General features: G+C 40.5%; 18 protein-coding genes. 3 read left to right on the forward strand and 15 right to left on the reverse strand.

Annotated features, from left to right (window positions below; all coding sequences use genetic code 11):
- Together NQU59_RS16485 and NQU59_RS16490 are read left to right on the forward strand one after the other, a co-directional pair.
- Positions 1–993, forward strand: coding sequence for a HEAT repeat domain-containing protein (locus NQU59_RS16485; RefSeq protein ID WP_043972132.1), 993 nt, complete (start codon positions 1–3; stop codon positions 991–993).
- Entirely contained in the window at positions 983–1,267 is a 285-nt protein-coding gene (locus NQU59_RS16490) for a gamma-butyrobetaine hydroxylase-like domain-containing protein (RefSeq protein WP_005242881.1), read from the forward strand. The genes NQU59_RS16485 and NQU59_RS16490 overlap by 11 nt, the downstream gene beginning before the upstream one ends.
- A 158-nt stretch (positions 1,268–1,425) precedes the next feature.
- Here the strand turns inward: NQU59_RS16490 and dmeF are convergent, their stop codons facing one another.
- Positions 1,426–2,361, reverse strand: coding sequence for a CDF family Co(II)/Ni(II) efflux transporter DmeF (gene dmeF / locus NQU59_RS16495; protein WP_005242883.1), 936 nt, complete (start codon positions 2,359–2,361; stop codon positions 1,426–1,428).
- 55 nt (positions 2,362–2,416) lie between these two features.
- Here dmeF and NQU59_RS16500 point away from each other — a divergent pair, with 55 nt between their 5' ends.
- Positions 2,417–2,683: a metal/formaldehyde-sensitive transcriptional repressor gene (locus tag NQU59_RS16500; RefSeq protein WP_005242884.1), complete on the forward strand. Its 267-nt coding sequence runs from the start codon at positions 2,417–2,419 to the stop codon at positions 2,681–2,683.
- Here the strand turns inward: NQU59_RS16500 and NQU59_RS16505 are convergent.
- From NQU59_RS16505 to NQU59_RS16570, 14 genes are all read right to left on the reverse strand, one after another.
- Positions 2,678–3,295, reverse strand: coding sequence for an ATP-binding cassette domain-containing protein (locus NQU59_RS16505; RefSeq protein ID WP_005242886.1), 618 nt, complete (start codon positions 3,293–3,295; stop codon positions 2,678–2,680). The genes NQU59_RS16500 and NQU59_RS16505 overlap by 6 nt on opposite strands.
- A complete protein-coding gene (gene modB, locus NQU59_RS16510; RefSeq protein WP_257064112.1) occupies positions 3,292–3,987 on the reverse strand; it encodes a molybdate ABC transporter permease subunit in 696 nt (231 codons plus the stop codon). The genes NQU59_RS16505 and modB overlap by 4 nt, the downstream gene beginning before the upstream one ends.
- 4 nt (positions 3,988–3,991) lie before the next feature.
- Positions 3,992–4,762: a molybdate ABC transporter substrate-binding protein gene (modA, locus tag NQU59_RS16515; RefSeq protein ID WP_257064113.1), complete on the reverse strand. Its 771-nt coding sequence runs from the start codon at positions 4,760–4,762 to the stop codon at positions 3,992–3,994.
- Positions 4,763–5,128: 366 nt separating this feature from the next.
- Positions 5,129–5,530, reverse strand: a complete 402-nt coding sequence (locus NQU59_RS16520) for an NF045616 family extracytoplasmic (lipo)protein (RefSeq protein WP_373463009.1) — start codon at positions 5,528–5,530, stop codon at positions 5,129–5,131.
- 14 nt (positions 5,531–5,544) lie between these two features.
- Entirely contained in the window at positions 5,545–6,237 is a 693-nt protein-coding gene (locus NQU59_RS16525) for a hypothetical protein (protein ID WP_043972147.1), read from the reverse strand.
- Entirely contained in the window at positions 6,230–6,760 is a 531-nt protein-coding gene (locus tag NQU59_RS16530; RefSeq protein WP_043972150.1) for a PAAR domain-containing protein, read from the reverse strand. Before NQU59_RS16530 ends, NQU59_RS16525 begins: the two co-directional genes overlap by 8 nt.
- A gap of 34 nt (positions 6,761–6,794) precedes the next feature.
- Positions 6,795–7,568 carry an OmpA family protein gene (locus tag NQU59_RS16535; RefSeq protein WP_081408447.1) on the reverse strand — a complete coding sequence of 258 codons (774 nt, stop codon included), beginning with the start codon at positions 7,566–7,568 and terminating at the stop codon, positions 6,795–6,797.
- A complete protein-coding gene (gene tagF, locus NQU59_RS16540; protein WP_257064116.1) occupies positions 7,565–8,524 on the reverse strand; it encodes a type VI secretion system-associated protein TagF in 960 nt (319 codons plus the stop codon). Before tagF ends, NQU59_RS16535 begins: the two co-directional genes overlap by 4 nt.
- Before the next feature lie 37 nt (positions 8,525–8,561).
- The gene (gene tssM / locus NQU59_RS16545; protein WP_257064118.1) at positions 8,562–12,371 is read right to left on the reverse strand and encodes a type VI secretion system membrane subunit TssM; all 3,810 of its coding nucleotides are present in this window, start codon (positions 12,369–12,371) and stop codon (positions 8,562–8,564) included.
- A 28-nt stretch (positions 12,372–12,399) separates the two neighbouring features.
- Positions 12,400–13,830: a hypothetical protein gene (locus tag NQU59_RS16550; RefSeq protein WP_257064120.1), complete on the reverse strand. Its 1,431-nt coding sequence runs from the start codon at positions 13,828–13,830 to the stop codon at positions 12,400–12,402.
- Positions 13,830–14,825 carry a type VI secretion system baseplate subunit TssG gene (gene tssG, locus NQU59_RS16555; protein WP_151837964.1) on the reverse strand — a complete coding sequence of 332 codons (996 nt, stop codon included), beginning with the start codon at positions 14,823–14,825 and terminating at the stop codon, positions 13,830–13,832. The genes NQU59_RS16550 and tssG overlap by 1 nt, the downstream gene beginning before the upstream one ends.
- A complete protein-coding gene (tssF, locus tag NQU59_RS16560) occupies positions 14,789–16,597 on the reverse strand; it encodes a type VI secretion system baseplate subunit TssF (RefSeq protein WP_257064122.1) in 1,809 nt (602 codons plus the stop codon). Before tssF ends, tssG begins: the two co-directional genes overlap by 37 nt.
- 12 nt (positions 16,598–16,609) lie before the next feature.
- Positions 16,610–17,086 (reverse strand): type VI secretion system baseplate subunit TssE, encoded by a 477-nt coding sequence (gene tssE, locus NQU59_RS16565; protein WP_005273745.1) that lies wholly within the window; start codon positions 17,084–17,086, stop codon positions 16,610–16,612.
- A gap of 77 nt (positions 17,087–17,163) precedes the next feature.
- Entirely contained in the window at positions 17,164–17,667 is a 504-nt protein-coding gene (locus tag NQU59_RS16570; RefSeq protein WP_005151564.1) for an Hcp family type VI secretion system effector, read from the reverse strand.
- Positions 17,668–17,700 lie beyond the last annotated feature (33 nt).

Genomic DNA, 17,700 nt, shown 5'->3' on the forward strand with positions numbered 1-17,700 from the left:
ATGAGTCTAAATTACCCAGTCCTGACGGATATTGATGAGGATTATGCGGATTATCTCCTTCAACTGAATCAGCACGATGAAAATATCCGCTTTGTCGCAATTATGAATATTGCCGATGAGGAACAAACCGAATTATTAAACTGGTTACAGCATGCTGTGTTACATGATCCTGCCAGCAAGGTACGTGAGTTGGCCGCCACCCGTTTAGAGGGTTGGGAGGATACAACATCTTTACATACTTTGGCCCAAGCCTTGAACGATCCACATGAAAATGTACGTATTGCAGCAGCGCAAAGCTTAAGTGAAATTAAACATGTCGAATCTGCTGATCATCTGGCAACATATTTGCAGCATCACGATGACTTTGTGATTGCTTCGATTTTGAGAGCAATTAGGGAGTTACGGGCTGAACACTTATTTGAAGCTATCCTAGAGCATGTTCAGCATCGCAATGCCTTGGTCCGTAAAGAAGCAGTCAGTACATTGTGTTGGTTGCAGAAACAGGAAGGCTTAGCAACCTTAGCACATATCGCACAGCATGATGTTGATACTGAAATCCGCCGTACCGCCACAGGTGGCTTGGCGGCAACTCAAGTTTCAACACCTGAAATTTTATCAGCTTTACACAGTTCTCTCACAGCCGAGGCATGGCAACTCAGGGTCGAAGCTGCTTTGACCATTGGAAAATTAAAAGTCCTTGAATTAGAACAACCACTTTTGCAACAACTAGATGACCCTTATTGGCAAGTTCGCATTGCAGTTGCACGCAGTTTGGGTTTACTCAAATCCAAAGCGGCAATCGCCAAACTCCAAGAAAATTTCCAGCATGACATCAGTAACCTCCGTAAAGAAGTTGCGATTGCCTTGGGAGAAATTGGTGGGGAATCCGCTCAGCATATTTTATTACAGCATGCCGAAGATCCTGACCCAGAAGTGCGTAAATCGATTCGGATTGGACTCGCTTTGATCAAGGAGAAACAATGTGTCAGTTGAACCGTATCAGCTTAGAGTCGATATCGAACAGCAACGCCTTTTTCTCTCTTGGGCAGATGGTACAGAGAAGAATTTTAGTCACGCACAGCTCAGAGCCAGTTGTCCTTGTGGATTTTGTCGTTCTAATCGTCTGCGCCAAAAGCAAATCCCAAAGACAGATCATGTCTCTATTACAGCAATCTATTCTCAAGGTTATGGGATTCAAATCTGCTTTGATGATGGGCATGAACAAGGGATTTTCCCTTGGACTTTTTTAAAAGAACTGAGTCAATAAAGAATATTCAAAATGATAAGCTCTATTATTAAAACTAATCATTTTGAATTATGAGGCAAATAGAATAGATCATCTAAATTGTGATCTTCCCTATTTTATTGCAATCAAAATATAAAGTTCATCGAGTAGATCAAAATGCCACTCGATGACGTTCTAAGTTAAATATGATGAATTTCGACTGAGGCATGCACAATTTCCTCATGAATCGCCAGCGCGGCTTTGACCTGATCAGGATTAAGATCGGTCAATGTCGTTTCCAGACCAACAATACACGAGAACTTGCCTGTCCCCACTTTCCACACATGCAGATCGGTAATGTCAACCTGTGAAAACCCGGCAATCACCTCACGTATTTTCTCAACCACAGGATGACCCATTTCGGCATCCAGTAAGGTTTTACCGGTTTCCTGCATTAGCCTCCAAGACCATTTCGCCACCAGCAATGCACCCACAGTTCCAAGCAAAGCATCGAGGAAATTCCAGCCGAAGTATTTGGCCGCAAATAAGGCAATAATGGCCAGAACAGAGGTTACCGCATCGGCAACCACATGCAGAAATGCAGCTTTTTGATTTAAATCATGATGGTCATGAGCATGATGATGTGCTTCATGATGCTGGCTATGCGAATGGTGATGGTGATCACCACCTTCATGTAATAGCCAAGCACAAATCAGATTGACCATCAGACCAATAATCGCAATTGGAATCGCCTCATTAAAATGAATGGTGACTGGATTGAATAAGCGCTCCAGTGACTGAATCCCCATCAACAGCGCGACCACCATCAATAAAATCGCACTGCTATATCCCGCCAGAATTTCAATTTTCCATGTACCAAAACTAAAGCGTTGATCCTGCGCATAATGTCGCGTCATACGATAGGCAAAATAAGCCAGTCCCAAGGCCAGCATATGCGAGCTCATATGCCAGCCATCGGCAAGTAAAGCCATCGAATTAAAAAACCAGCCACCCAGAATTTCCAAGACCATCATCACAGCGGTCAAAATGGTGGCAATTAAAATTCTTTTTTGAGCCAAGGGATTTCCTTGATCAAACTGATGAGAATGACGTCGTTCTAGGTTACTATGCTGCATTTATTTTAGTCTTCCAATATACTCCCCCTAGTATATATTTTTTAGGAAAAAAAGTATGTCTCACCTCCATCAAGATAAGAAAATTTTAAATCGTCTTAAGCGGATTCAAGGACAGTTCGCAGCAGTCGAGAAATCAATCACAAATCCTGAGAGTTCTTGCATAGAGGTTTTACAGCAGGTTGCAGCAGTCAAAGGTGCAGTGAATGGCTTAATGAATCAGTTGATTGAACAACACCTAAAAGAGCATGTATTAAAAGGGGCTGATCACGTCGAAGAGGAGGAAGTCGAAAAATTTTTCACCTTATTACAACGCTATCTATAAATACCAAATGGTGTTACTCAGTTGTTCTAGCTCGGAATGATCATGACTCACATACAACATTGGGATCTTGATTTCCTGTTTAACGCGTTGAAAAAAAGGAATGATCTCAGCTTTATGCGCGGTATCCAGTGCAGATAGCGGCTCATCTAAAAGCAGTAATTGTGGCGAGTATAATAATGCTCGTCCCAAAGCCACTCGCTGTTTTTCTCCCCCAGACAGCTTAATCGGCATACGTTCCAGCAAATGCCCCAATTTGAGTAACTCAACAATATAGTCCACTTCGAACTGACGTTGTTGTGGCGCAATATGCTTAAAACCAAACACTAAATTCTGTTTGACGTTTTTATGCGGAAACAATTGGGCATCCTGAAAGACAAGCCCTACCCGACGCTGTTGTGTAATTAAATTAATTTTTTGAGCGTGATCAAACCATGTCTGGTTCTGGATTTTGATCCATCCCGATTGTGGTCGGATTAAACCTGCAATACTGTGCAATATGGTGGTTTTTCCCGAACCTGAAGCCCCAAATAACCCAATCACAGAATGATCCGACTGAAAGCGTTGATCCAAAGAGAATTGTCCTTGTTGTAGCTGTATATAACAATCAATCATGCTGAATACCCACGCTTGTTTCTCTGGTAACGATTGAACCACTGCGCAAACCATAAGGCAAAGAACGCTACCGATAAAGACAGCATAATCAATCGCCACACCGCCGCTTCGGTATCAGGTTGCTGCATTAAACTATACATTGCCAGCGGTAAAGTGCGGGTTTCACCAGCAATATTGCCAACAAAAGTAATGGTTGCGCCAAACTCACCTAAACTTCGGCAAAAACATAGAATAGCACCGACCAAAATCCCACTACTAGCCAGTGGCAATGTCACTTGCATAAATGCCCCAAGAGGGGATGCCCCTAAGGTTTTCGCAGCAAACTCCAAGCGTTGATCCACCAGTTCAATTGCCAGTCGAATCGATTGTACCAACAAGGGAAAGCCCATCACTGCCGAAGCCAATACAGCCCCTTTCCAGTTAAAGGCAAACTCTAAACCCAGCGGCGCAAGATACTGCCCCAGCAATCCCCGATTACCAAACAATTGCAGTAACAAATAGCCCGGCACAACAGGTGGCAAAACCAAAGGCAAGAACACCAAGGTCTCAAACAGCGATTTACCCCAAAATTCTTTACGGGCCAATACCCAAGCCACTAAAGTTGCAGGAATTAAGCTAAACACCAAACACGCTGCCGCCACTTTGCATGACAGCTTCAATACTTCGATTTCTTCAGGGCTCAAGATCATCATTCAGTTACTGCAACACACTAAACCCATATTTTTTAAATATCGTTTTGGCCTGTCCGCTTTGTAGAAATTTATAGAATTTAACCGATTCCGCATTCTTTTTGGTTAAACCCACTGGATAAATAATCGGTGGATGAGTATTTTCAGGGAAGATGCCTGCCACCACCACATCTTTACTGATTGCTGCATCAGTTGCATAGACGATTCCGACCTGACACTCACCACGGGCAACAAAGTTGAGAGCTGCACGTACATCTTCGGTTTCAACCAACTTTGGGGCAACTTTGTCCCACCAACCCAATGATGTCAAAGCCTGTTTGGCATATTTTCCAACCGGTACACTTTTGGTATCCCCTGTACAGAGCTTGCCTTGAATGACCTTGGTCGGGTCAAAATTCTTATCCATTTTCAACTTAATCGGGTGATCTTTAGGCGTGATCACAACTAAACGATTGCCTAATAAATTAATCCGATCCGCTGCAGCAACCCGCTGTTTATTCTGTAAATAATCCATCCATTGCACATCAGCAGACATAAATACATCTGCTGGTGCCCCTGCTTCAATTTGCTTGGCTAAAGTTGAAGAACCTGCATATGAGGTTTTGACCTCGGTTTTATTTTTTTGCTCATAGATTCTATCAAGTTCATTCACTGCATTGGTCAGACTTGCTGCTGCATAAATAGTCACAGCATCTGCAGCAAAGGCATGTGTCTGAATCAATAAACTCGCCCCGAAAACGACAGTGTATAGGTATGTTTTTTTCATCATTGTTGGCATTATATCGTCCTCAAATTTCGATATGTTTTAAAAAATATATCGCTTAATAAAGATACACGAAAAATAACAATTCGCTAGTCTTGTTCTTCTTATTCATTCATCTGTTTGTAACGCTATCAAGTATCGAACGTTATGTGTTGTGATCAGTATTTTTGGATGCAAAAACAAAAAAACGTCTATTCAAACATCAAGTTAATGATGGTGAATAGACGTCGTCTATCTTGAGTGGATAATAGGAGTTGTTATCTTAGGAATGAGACAGTAACAAATGGACCAGCAATATGATTTACTATTTCTGATTTTCTTTCAACTTTACGGACTCAATAAAAACTATATTAAATACTTGAGACACCCTTTCTTTTTAGATTATTCACATATAGTTTTACCAGGATCAATATATTTTATGTCTATCCGACCATTGCTCTCCAGCAGACAAATACTTCTATGATAAATTTTATTTGTTTCCAAAGTAATTTCATATACAACATTTTTTTCAAAAATATCTATAGGTACCTTGGTACAGCTTTTTTCATTTATAGGCAATACTCCATTTTTATAAAGCTGCTCATAATTACTTTGAAATTCTTTTGTATGATCTACTTTACCTGTAGAGATAACAATACTACTATCATATCCATAATCGGTTTTAGGATTATTCGTAAATACGCATAAATTACCCTGATTAAGTTTTACCTCAAGATCCTTACTTTGAGGATTACATCCAGTGATAAAAACACAAAAACCCAAAAAAATAATAGATTTAAATATGTAGACTTCATCTTTTATGATCTCGGCAATAATGATTTATCATATGGATTTAGAATAAAATCTCTCAAGATTCTTTCTATGTGACCTAAAAGTTTTAAACTGCGCTGATGATGTAATCTTCCCGGTCTAACCTCTTGTAAATAACATGCATCAAACCAAAACTCTACTAACCGTCCTTGTTGTTCAAAATTAAATTCATTAAATTTTTTTCCTGCATCTCTCCCTAAGATATCAGTATCATAAGCCTTTAACTCATCCGCACCAGAATCGGCAGAATCAACTAAAGACGTATATCCGCCTTTACAAAGTTGTTTTAATCCATACCAAGCATTTGGTGTACCTAGTTGGAATTGCCAAATATGAGTCATTTCATGTATGAACCAGTGTCTATCTTCTCCAGGAGCTAAACTAAAATCCGGATTTCTATCATAGGCTTTTTTGGGAAGGTAAATTTCACCAGCAGGTGACATTGCATTTCCAGTTGCGCTATGCAAATAACCTCCTATATGAATCCATACTTTCGAATAATCTACTGCATCTTTGAAGACTAACTGACACATTTTAATTTCACCAGAAGTTAGTTTTCTTTTAGTTTCAATTTTAATTTCTGTTGTAGGAGGTGGTTGATTGTTTTTTAGTTTTGATAATTTTGCTGTTGCATTTGCTACTATTATCCTAGCTGATTGAGTTAATGGGTCCTTATCCATGTTGGTGCTCCTCATAAATAATACTAATTTTTATTTCTTCCACATTTTTATTCGTAACTAACTCAGTAAAACCTTGATTATCAGTTGTTCCATGAATCTTCTCTCCACTCTTATCAATTTCATAACAGATATTCCCTAAAGGCTTCCCCGTTATCTGATCTTTTAATTGAAATCTATGTCCATAATTCTCTAAACTTAAGAAGTTATTAGTATTATTACTTTCAGAAGATTTGTCTGCACCACTACCAGAACCACCAGCATTATCCTGAACCACTAGACTCTGCTTCGGCAGCAACTTGCAACCACATGATAAAGGATCATTCACACGTGCTGCTGCTTTGCCCATGACTTGCATATATGGGTCACCCGCCACAATCGTAGCAACCGTTTTATGCTTGGGACAGGTTGCCTTATCGCCCACACAGGCAATCGGAATCCCTTCGATAAGAAAACTACTGTTGCCACTAATCACTTGCCCGCCACCTGTGGTTGGACAACCGACAACAATATAAGGTGTTGCCATAATCACATCCCTCGCATTTAGATTTTTAATTTAACTAAAGCACTTCAAATTCAATTCGACGGTTTTTACGACGTCCATCTGCTGTTGCATTATCAGCAACGGGTTGGCTAGAACCCTTACCTTCTGTACTCAAACGATCTGCAGCAATACTTTTACCGACCAGATAAGTTTGTACCGCTGCTGCACGTTGCTGACTCAATACGGTATTTTTATTGGCATCACCAGAACTATCGGTATGGCCAATAATTTTGACTTTCTTGCCGCCAACCTTGTTTAAAGCCACCGCCATTTCATCGAGAATCTGTTGCCCCGCCTTGGTCAGGATTGCACTGCCTGATTCAAATTCAATGATTCGATTCTTAAGTGCATCATCGATAATTTTTTGCTCTGCCTGATTCACTGAAAGTTGTGCATTAAAACGATACGGTTGCTGTACCAAAGCCTGAAAACTGCTGGTGGTCGGTTGAATCTGATTCGGATCAGTCATTTTACCGGTTAAATCAACCTGAGTGCCTCTCACACGCAACTGACCTTGTGAAATCTTCTTCAAATCAGGTGTAATCACACGGGTCACTGAATCACTCCAGCCACTCGGCGCAGACACTGGACGTACCTGAATTTTATCCACGACTTGATCTGCCCCATAGACAGACTGCATTTTCACCAAGATCGCCTGCTTGCTCTCCTCATTCGGAACCACGCCCTCCACCACAATCGGTGCAGCATGAAGCAGATGACTTTGACCTAAAACACATAAGCCAAACAGTAAACTTACCCAGATAGATTTCGGATTATTTCTCATATTCATTCATCTAAAAAAGTTTGTCTGAACAGCTTCAAACCTTGATTAAGGCTCAACTGACGCTGACAAAGTGATTGTTCGAGTGTGGCAAGCCCTGCATTCTGCTCGAGATAAGCATCAATCCATTGTGCCTGGATTAAAGATACCCAGTGCTCGCTCTGCATGTTTTGTGTAAAAATATCGCTGAGTGCCATAATATCGGCACCTTGGAAACCAATGAATAAAATCGGCTCATCACGATGCAAGATACCAATCAGAATTTCTGCATTATTCATGCCTAAGAAGCGTCCAACCATACCGACCCAGAATGCTGCAATTTCATAGCAATACATTGAATTATTGATTGGAAGAATCAGCACTTTGTTTAAACGACTGGTACCATTTTTTAAGATCGGTTGTAGCAAAAGCCCCAATCCGATCATGCTCTGTGCCAATTCATAGACATTGATTTTCATCAATTGGGCAAAAGAATGCATGGTATGGTTTTCATAAAAACCATGACATTCGTCAGCGCTAAAAATCTGAACCACATTGGGTAAGTTATTCAGCTTCTCCAACATAATATTGGTATCACGAATACTGCGTAATACCCGATTGCGCTGAAATAAATCGACCAATACCGATTTGTAGTAAAACGGGGCCAATAATAAATTTTGATAAGGCTGCTCAACTTCAAGCAACTGACTCAGTACCATTGGAAATGCACGCCCTGAGCTGTCTTGGCTTGCAATCAGATTGGCAGCCAAAAACATCGATTCAGCCGGATTGGCAATAAAGAAATCCAGTGCTGGCAAAGACTCATAACGCTGTTTAAAGTCAGACGCACGCATCGCATGTTCAAGTGCTTCCGTAATCCACTGATCCAGCACCTGAATTAATGCATACTGTCCTTTTGATTTCAGAAAGTCCCCGCGAGCGGGTGTCTTTCCATAATACAAAGGTGTTGTCCTTACTTGTTGCATCCAAGTGCCTCCTGCTGTTCCCTGATTATCCCTAACATTACGGGGTTACTCCTGGTTGTGCTGGCGCTGTTGCTGGTGGTTTCACTGCGGCGGCAGCAGGCGTTGCTTGTGCAGAAACTACACGTACCGCTTTGTCAGTTACCACTTTGTCCACCAGTTGTAAGCCTGCATAACCTCGGCTAGAGCCAATACTGCCCGAGCTATTGCCACTAATCAGTCGGAAGTTTACTTTCAGCGTTAAAGAAGGTTCTGTTTTGCTGGCCCAGGTCATTTCAAAACTACCATTTTGCTCTTTGCGCTGTGCCGCATCAATCAAACGATTAATCCCGTATTCACCTGGCTCTTCAAAAATGGTATGGGTTTTGCCTTCCAAGTCCACTGCAGTAATTCGTGCACCTGGGATAGCACCTTGATTTGGCCAAACGAAGTTCACCCACTGTTGGATTCCGTTTTCAAACACCATACGCTGACCATCAATGTCGATGGTGTACGACAGGTATTGTGGGTTCGGCAATGGATAGAACTGGAAGTTGGACTGATTCGATACCGGTGCAGTTGCAGGTTGATCTAGACTGCCTGTCGCCATGCCATTAATTGGTGCCACATATTGCTGGAATGCAATCACAAATTGTGGATTCAGGCTAATCCCTAAGTCCTTCCATGTTTTCGACGTTAAGACATAACCACGACGAATCACAAATGGATCTAATGCTTCTTTCACAAAGCGTGCGATGCTCCCCGTCTCACCAAAGATTTGACCAATTTCATTGCTGGTCGCTTGTAGGGTCACGCCTGCATTAAACGGATATTTTTGGCTCAAATTGGTTTTAAATGGTTGATAGGCTTGAATCCCCCACAATTTATTGAGCTCATCTTGAGTCGGTGCAATCAAGCTGGCAAAAGATTGTGTCAGTGGTGTCATTAGCAATTTTTGTAATAACTGCTGATCCGTATCCTTCAGACCCACCATCATTTTCTCATCTACATATTTCTGTGTGGTATTAAACACAGATGTCTGATCATTGATGGTCTGTTTAACCAGTGCCATAGCACTTGGGCCAATTTCTCCCGCAGTTTTCAAATCATTAAACTTACTGCGTACTTGTGCCAGATTGTTCATGTACTCATCAAATAATGATTTATCTTGTAAATCATCACGCTTACGTACCAGTTGATAGAACATTTGATATTCTTGTGAAATTGCCCCTTGAGCCTTGTTTACCGCCTGAGCTGCTGCCTTATCATCTGAATTATTGAGTACCTTGCGTTTGAACCACGCCACAAAGCCTTTTTCAGGCACTGCAAGTTCAGCCTGTACGATTGGATTATCCCAGTTGGTTTCAATTGCAATACGCTGTAACAGGGTTCGAATTGGTGAGTTTTGTGGCTCACCCAGAATATCAATACTCTTCACTTGCTGAGTGAACTGATCCGCCTTGGCATAATAAATACCGTTCAGGAATTTCTTCCATTCCGTCACATATTCTTGCTTATACAAGGCCACTAATTGCTTGCGAATCTGTTCAGGACTACCTGAGAAAGTTAAGTCATCAGATTGGCGACTATTCAGCACCCAGTCTTTGCTGTCTGTTGGTTTATTCGCTGCTTCCTCAATTGCTTTTTCAACATACTCATCCCATGCTTTTTGGGTAAAGACACCGGGTAATGCGTAGCTGCCCAGTACAATCGCTCGGTTTTGCTCCCCAACAATCTGTCCAACTGTCACTGCTGGAAAGCGCACTGCTGCACGCATCTTGATTTCGTTATAAACGCGATCACGCGCAGGCATACCACGAATCACTGACAATAAAACTTGACGAGTTTGATCAACCACCTGAGCATCTGTTTCAAGTATCGGGAAACCATCTTGATTAGCCAAAGTCATGGCATAAGATAGAATCTTCTCTGCATCCTGAATCATTTCGCCACGCGGCATTTGACCACGATTGGCATCCAGCCAAGAACGCCAGAAACGAGAAACCTGATCACTTAAATGACTGGTATCCATATATTCATGATTACTCATCATTAAGTAGGCTTTTAATGCATTATAAGCATCTTGTGGATTGCTATCTGAAGGCTCTAAATACTGCTGTGTTTTCGCAACTTGTTTGATTTCGACATTGACGTGATTGGCTTTTAAAGTCGCCTCGTTATTTTTAACACGCTGTAAATATTGCGCAATATTTTGCTGTGTTGGGGTCAAAACAATTTGCTTGATGCCTTTGAGGTATTCAGCTTTTAAACTCTCGCGTAACTGGTTGCCCTGATAGAGACCAAAGCTAAATTTCAGTGGGCGATTTTCATCGAACTGATCCAACTGCTGTAACCGTTCTTGTAAAATCAATAAGGCTTCAAGCTGGGTTGATAATTGCTGTCCAGAGGTTTTCTCCAAATGTACCACTTTATCTAAATCAGCCTGCACATCGGCAATCAACTGTTGGTTATTGCGATAAGACCAGACCCAAACCCCAAGTACCAGAGAAACCCCAACCAATGCCGCAATAAAGGCGATATAACGCTGACGTTTTTTCGCTGGATTGATGTGTTGTTTGACCAGATCTTTATCTCTCAAAATAACATTGGAGAATAAGCCCTGTAAGAAATAACCATGATTCGGTGCAACAGAAGAATTCCCTCCCTCCTGACCATTCCCCGGAATTTGCTGGAGTTGAAATTCTTGTGCAATGTTTTCCGTCATTGGGCTTTCAATCACACCTTCTTGTAAAGCACTGGTGAAATAGAAACCTCTAAAAACGGGCTGGAACTGATATGGATTATCTTCAAACAAAGTGCCAATAAAGCTTTTCAATGCTGGCTTTAAAGTTTTGAACTCTAACGGGAACGTCATCACACTTGGAGAAATATTCTGAGAATGACGGCGGCTCAAGTGTGTGGTACTGACACTCTTTAAACCGTCATACAAAATGCTGTAATGCTTATCGAATAATTCAACCGCATTCTGCGATGAGTTCTGCTCATAGGGTAAAGTTGCACCCCAAGCCTGATTGTATTCTTGCGACTCATAGCAATCAAAAAATTCGGTAAAGCCTGCAATCAAATCCATTTTAGAAAAAACCAGATAGACAGGAACCACCACTTCCAGTTTTTCGGTTAAATCCTGAATTCGGGCACGCAAGTTTTTTGCCAGTTTCAAAGAGTTTTCAGGACTTTGACTGATTAACTCAGCAATACTCACGATCAAAATCAGGCCATTAACAGGCGCTTTAGAACGGTTTTTCTTTAAAATATTTAAAAAGCCCAACCATTCAGAATGATCTTCTGAATACACCGAATAACGCCCAGCGGTGTCCAGTAAAATACCCTCCGTTGAAAAGAACCAGTCACAGTTACGGGTGCCACTTAAGCCCGCTGAAACCATTTTCTGATGTGTTTCTTCAAATGGAAACTTCAACCCAGAATTATAGATCGCAGAACTCTTACCTGCTGCAGGGTTACCAATCACCATATACCAAGGCAATTCGTATAATGCAGCATTACCCTTTTTATCACCCAATTTAGATTTACGAATCAATTGAATTGATTCTTTCATCTGCTGCTGAATTAACTGTAGTTCGGCTTTGTCTTTGTGCTGACCATATTCCGCTTGGCTATCTTGCTCTATGGCATTGGCAAGTTCTTCACCTTGTTCGGCATGACGTTTTCTTTGAATCAGCCAATAAATCCCATAAACGATTAAACCCAATACATAGGTCGCCGCCAATGCCCAAAAGATATGCCGAGGAATAGACGAATATGAAGAAATCAGTGCAACGAATAAGGATAAAGCAATAATAGCTTTAGGATTCGTGATGTACTGCCACAGATAACCTAAAATGATATACATTGAGTTCTCGAATTCTTAATAAAGTTAATTAATCAGCAATTGCTACACTTTCCTGATCTTGCGTGATCTCAGGAACAGCTTGAATAAATGCTTTTAAATTGTGTCCATAAACAAAGGCAACATGTGACTCAGAAAAATGCGCCCCTAACATTATTCCAAAAAGTTTTGCTACGTTTTGGCTATGCCCAAAAATAGGTTTGCAGTACAAGTAATGATGCGCCTCAACAGGACTTTGCTTAAAAAACTGTTCCAGTTTTTTGGCCACTTTTACATCCGTACCATCCTCAACCACCAATACAAAAGGTTCTTCTGCTTGATACTGCGGTAAATCATCAAGCTTGAGCTCTTGGAAAATTTGATCGAGATTATTTTGGTTGCTCACCAACTTAAAGGTCTTTTCAGGCTGTAACCGTTCCAACTGAACTGCTGGATGCGCTAAACAACTGCTACTGACAAATTCCGAAGGGATATAAGCACCCGCTCCCCAAGACTTTTCATCAATAATTTCCTGATCTATTTCTGAATCTGCTGCAATCACCAATGAAACTTCATGGGCTTGATTCTGAATCCGGTCGAGCAATTCAAGCAGATACTGCTCTGTTGAAGCTGCACTAAGGTAGTGATATTCAATATGGAACTTTTGCGGAATCATACCGAGATCGTAGAAAATGGCCTGAATACTTTCATTACTACTCTGGTCATTCCAGGTATGCACCACATCCTCAGACAATAAAATGTGCAGATTTAGCTTATCTAAACGATAGATCTGCTCCACCTCCACCTGTAGCGCTTCTCGCTCTTCATCACCTGAAAAACTCGGATCAATCCATGCAGGATGCATACGGTATTCATGTAAATTCTGGCTTTCATAAAACAGGCTTGAGCGCTTTAAGTGATCAGCAATCGATGCTAAAAGCTCTGTATGCTGTTCAATCTGATGGTGGATCAGCGTCATAATGCGCTGCTGTCGAACCGATAGAAATTGCAAGTCCTCGTCATCCGTATTTTGAATTTGCTGATCAAGCTCTTCAATTCGATAAGAGAGAATCGGTATCCCATGAAAATTCACCAGATTCTGATCTAACTGAGGACTGCTAAACTTCTTGATTCCATCAAGAATCGAATCATTTTCACCCAAAGCGCTATATGCACCTGCTGCATAGAGATTCAGTTCTAACCATTTACTTTCTAAAACTGGCAGTGATAGCTCGGTTGAACGATGTTCTTGCTCTTGTTCAGCCTGCAAAACACGTTGCTTTTTCTCTTTATAATGTTGATATGTCTTATAAATCAGCCAAGGTGACAGCAACAGTAAGCTAATCACAACGGGTAAAATAAGAAAATAATTAATTAAATCAGCAGATTCTGGTTGATATTGGATATCACGCCAATAAAAAATCACCACCAAACCAACCAAGATAAAGCAAGCGATGAGTGTCGCTAAAATTTTCTTCATCATTATGCGGCTCCTAAAAGTGCATAACGCGTTTCGGTGTTATGTTGTAATTGTGCTGATGGCATTAAAAATGCCCCTTGCCCCAAACCAATCTCCTGTACTGAATCCAAGCAAATCGGGCGCACTTCATCTTTATCCAGAATCAGCCGGACATCAATAAACAAGGTTGGGCTACACCACGTTTGAACCAGATGTTTTAACTTTTTATTTAAAGGTTGATCTGGTAAAAAAGCTAAATATTGTTCACGACTTAATGGGCCAATTTGAATCTCGATTTTGCCATCAATCTGCTGAACCGTATCGCCACAAAAGGTATTGATGCCCAATAAACTTGGATTATTTCCACCTAAACAGGTTTTTTGCTCATCCCCGAGCTGAAATCTTTCTTTGATAAATTCCTGTATATGCACCTGTGTACCAAACACACAACCAAGTATCGTTTTTAAAGCATGTGCGGTATTGTTCTGCCCCTGCATTAAACCTGAAAACTCAGCAAAATATTCATCCAAATCATGCTGTTCATGTTGCGAACGAATATAGCCATTCAAGGCATGTAAAATATCGAGATAATGGTTTTCTTGCTCTATTTCATAACGAATGGGTAGATTATAAGCAATACTCGCATCGACATATTTCGTGGTGAGTTTATGGTTGAATAAACCCAAAAAAGCCTTAATCTCCAGACGTTGTTGTCGAGAGCTCTGTTTTAATTTATTGGTATAGGTATAAGGCAATGCGCCTTGCGTTCCAGTTAAACCAACAACTAAATTGGTTAACTGAATACGTTCTTCTTGATAACTCAGTGCTTCAATTTCAGTCGCAGGGAAACTTAAACTGAAAGAGGTATCGAATTGAAAATCGTCAGACCAATCCTGCTGCCGCTTTGCCACAGGTAAATGACGTAATAGTCGAGTCGACTGCACAAATTCAAATGAACTGGCCTTTTTAAAGACCTGGTCGACTACAGAAGAGTCTTGCCACCAACGTTCTGTACGCATTGGTATATCTCCTGTTGATTAAGACTGTCTTTTACAACCACATCGACAAAACTATTAATCTGAACTTTCAAATTAAAAATATGACTCAGTAACTGACTGAAAATATAGAGACTATGCCCTCGGAACACATTCTTATTGACCGAAAGCTCGGCCTTAACCCCACGGATGAACATTGGGAACGGTTTTGCATTCATAAGCTTATTGGTGGTTGAAAAATTGAGCTGTTTTAAGGCATCAATCAATAAAATATTTTCTTTGGAATGCGGTAAATTATATAAAGCCAATAGCTCTTTGACATGACTCAAGGCATCCCCTTTCATCAAGGCCAAGGTATTCAGAGATAAATGGGAAATAATGCGCCATTGTTCGTTTTTATTTTTATCGAAATAAAAAGGCGAAGTTGGACGTTTTAAAATTAATGCACGTCGTGCCAAACTACTGTCATTTAAATTTAGAATATTATTGCTTTGGCTCAAAGCTTCATGTGGTAGATCACCATTGGAACAGAGCAACTGGGTACTAATGAAATCTGATTTAATTTCATAAGGTTTCAAATGTTTTGAAACAATCGAATAGCCCATTTGCATGGCTTTGCCTTGTGAAGGTAAATAATTGAGTGAATAGAAAAACTGGACTTTATCGTTATGGTAATGACTCATCGCAAAAAAAGGCAGAACAGCAAGATACGTTTGCTCCTGATTGGTTTTTTCACGCACCATGTTCATCTCAAGCACAGAATATACGTGGTAAAGCTCTGGATGATGCGCATCAGTTACAAGTGGATACTGCAATTGGGTATGTAAAACCTTTTGCGGTTCAGCCTGCTTTTCAAATAAATTAATTGCAGGTGTCGTAAACAGCTTAAAATTGGCAATATTTAATTCTGAATAATTACGCACCACCGCTTGATCATTCAAATTCAGCTTGAGATGGATCAAAATTTCAAATTGATTGTGTTGTTGAAGCATGCCCTTTAAGCAACTCAAATCAAGATTCAGATAATTGAACTTTTCAGGAAAGCAGAAGTATTCCATCAATAAACGATAGGCATGGTGTGTATGCTGGTCAACTGGTAACAGGCTTTCCTGTTCGCTAAAACCCATCACTTCAAAAGGATTACTGACCTCGACCACACGCTGTCCGACACGGATCGCAAAACCAGTATCTTTACGAAAAATACTATCCAAAACCTGTAAGGGAAAGTTTGAGATAGCATCTAAATAGATCGGCAATTTTTCATCTAGAATCCATTTTTGTGCATCATTAAAAACTTCAAACTTCAAACTTAAAGTTGCATTCTGATTCAAATGCATATGAATACTTGGCGAGGTTTGAAACTCAAGTTGCATCAATGAAATCGGTAGTAATCGAACTTCATTAGTCGTATTAAACTCACACTGTACCCCCTTAAAACTACGTGACTTCAATGCGGTTTTCTGTGGGATAATATGCGCAGAACTCAGTTGTTTTAGTTTATTAATATCTTCAAAACTTACCACAGTACATGCAGGGAAATGACGTAGATATTGAGGAAACATCACCTCAAATAAAGAATGGGTAAAAACGTCGTAACTGTCTTCTAGTTTTTTATCAATACGCGCTGCAATCAAGGAAAAAGCTTGAATTAAACGCTCAATATGCGGGTCGTCAATTTGTTCTTGATTGAGTGAAAGTCGCTGCGCAATCTTTGGATACTTCTGTGCAAACTCTCTGGATTGCTGACCGAATTCTTGTAGTTGTTTTTCATAATACGGTAAAAGTTGCTCTATCACAGGTCGCTCACACTAAGTTCTGGCAGAAATAACATATTGTTGTGTTGTCGGCTTAAGTAAAGCGTCGAAGAACACCGGCTCGTACAAAGGATGGATATTTAAATAAGCTTGGATACTTAAACAAAGTGACCCCATATTGTGCCCATCCAATAACATTTCAACTTTGATCTGCCGCAATCTCGGCTCATGTGCTGCAATAGACTGCTCTATCGACTGGCAAATTTTATCTCGATCCAATGGATTGGCTGTTGATAAACCAACAAAATCAATAATTCCAAACTGCAAAATTGATCTCTTTGCGAGTGGATATTCATCCATATCACAATCAAATTGTGCGATCCGACTATTCAATAAGTCTTCCAAATCACGAGCAACCGACTCTCGTAACTGCTGAATCGACATCCCTCTTAAATAATCTTCTTGCTCTGGTACTAAACGATCAAATAATGTTGATCTGAATCCATAAGGATATAGATGATCTAAATTCATTTTTATAGGAACGGCATCTTGGAAAAATAGAGGCTAATAGGCGACTATTAACCTCTACTAGAACATCACAGTCTCGATTACGCAGCGTATGAAGCTGTGTTATTAGACAATGACCATTTCTTCGTCACGGCACCTTTCGCAGTACCGTTAATGTCTTGTTGGTTATAAGTCCACTCAACAGCAGCGTATTTCAAACCAAATGTTTCAGTTGGAACACCTTCTTCGTTTACAGTCGGTGTTACGCTAGAAACTAGAACGTGTTTCAATTTGATTTGTAAGTACTTGATACGTTTATCACCATTGGCACGGTAGTAATCGATCTGTACTTCATCAAACGTATAACCCGCAGAACACGCTTCCCAAAGTTTAGGACTAGTTGCATCCAAGTCTTTAACAAAGATCATGTCTGAGTGTTCAACACGTTCAGCTGTATGGCCACCTACGCTACTTGAAGTCGCAGATTTAGGTTGACGAATGTTATGAGCCCAAGAGTTAACTTCAAGCCAACCTTTGTGTTCAGAATCGCGAGATTCTCCGTCTACCTTGTACTTACCACGAAACTCAACATATATATCTTTCATTTAAAATTTACCTCTATTTTATTTAAAGTTATT

It is taken from the genome of Acinetobacter colistiniresistens (assembly GCF_024582815.1).
Taxonomy (GTDB): Bacteria; Pseudomonadota; Gammaproteobacteria; order Pseudomonadales; family Moraxellaceae; genus Acinetobacter.

Coding starts and splice junctions, on each gene's coding strand:
- NQU59_RS16485 (WP_043972132.1), top strand. CDS start 1: ATGAGTCTAAATTACCCAGTCCTGACGGATATTGATGAGGATTATGCG.
- dmeF (WP_005242883.1), bottom strand. CDS start 2,361: ATGCAGCATAGTAACCTAGAACGACGTCATTCTCATCAGTTTGATCAA.
- NQU59_RS16500 (WP_005242884.1), top strand. CDS start 2,417: ATGTCTCACCTCCATCAAGATAAGAAAATTTTAAATCGTCTTAAGCGG.
- NQU59_RS16505 (WP_005242886.1), bottom strand. CDS start 3,295: ATGATTGATTGTTATATACAGCTACAACAAGGACAATTCTCTTTGGAT.
- modB (WP_257064112.1), bottom strand. CDS start 3,987: ATGATGATCTTGAGCCCTGAAGAAATCGAAGTATTGAAGCTGTCATGC.
- modA (WP_257064113.1), bottom strand. CDS start 4,762: ATGCCAACAATGATGAAAAAAACATACCTATACACTGTCGTTTTCGGG.
- NQU59_RS16525 (WP_043972147.1), bottom strand. CDS start 6,237: ATGGATAAGGACCCATTAACTCAATCAGCTAGGATAATAGTAGCAAAT.
- NQU59_RS16530 (WP_043972150.1), bottom strand. CDS start 6,760: ATGGCAACACCTTATATTGTTGTCGGTTGTCCAACCACAGGTGGCGGG.
- NQU59_RS16535 (WP_081408447.1), bottom strand. CDS start 7,568: ATGAATATGAGAAATAATCCGAAATCTATCTGGGTAAGTTTACTGTTT.
- tagF (WP_257064116.1), bottom strand. CDS start 8,524: ATGCAACAAGTAAGGACAACACCTTTGTATTATGGAAAGACACCCGCT.
- tssM (WP_257064118.1), bottom strand. CDS start 12,371: ATGTATATCATTTTAGGTTATCTGTGGCAGTACATCACGAATCCTAAA.
- NQU59_RS16550 (WP_257064120.1), bottom strand. CDS start 13,830: ATGATGAAGAAAATTTTAGCGACACTCATCGCTTGCTTTATCTTGGTT.
- tssG (WP_151837964.1), bottom strand. CDS start 14,825: ATGCGTACAGAACGTTGGTGGCAAGACTCTTCTGTAGTCGACCAGGTC.
- tssE (WP_005273745.1), bottom strand. CDS start 17,086: ATGAATTTAGATCATCTATATCCTTATGGATTCAGATCAACATTATTT.
- NQU59_RS16570 (WP_005151564.1), bottom strand. CDS start 17,667: ATGAAAGATATATATGTTGAGTTTCGTGGTAAGTACAAGGTAGACGGA.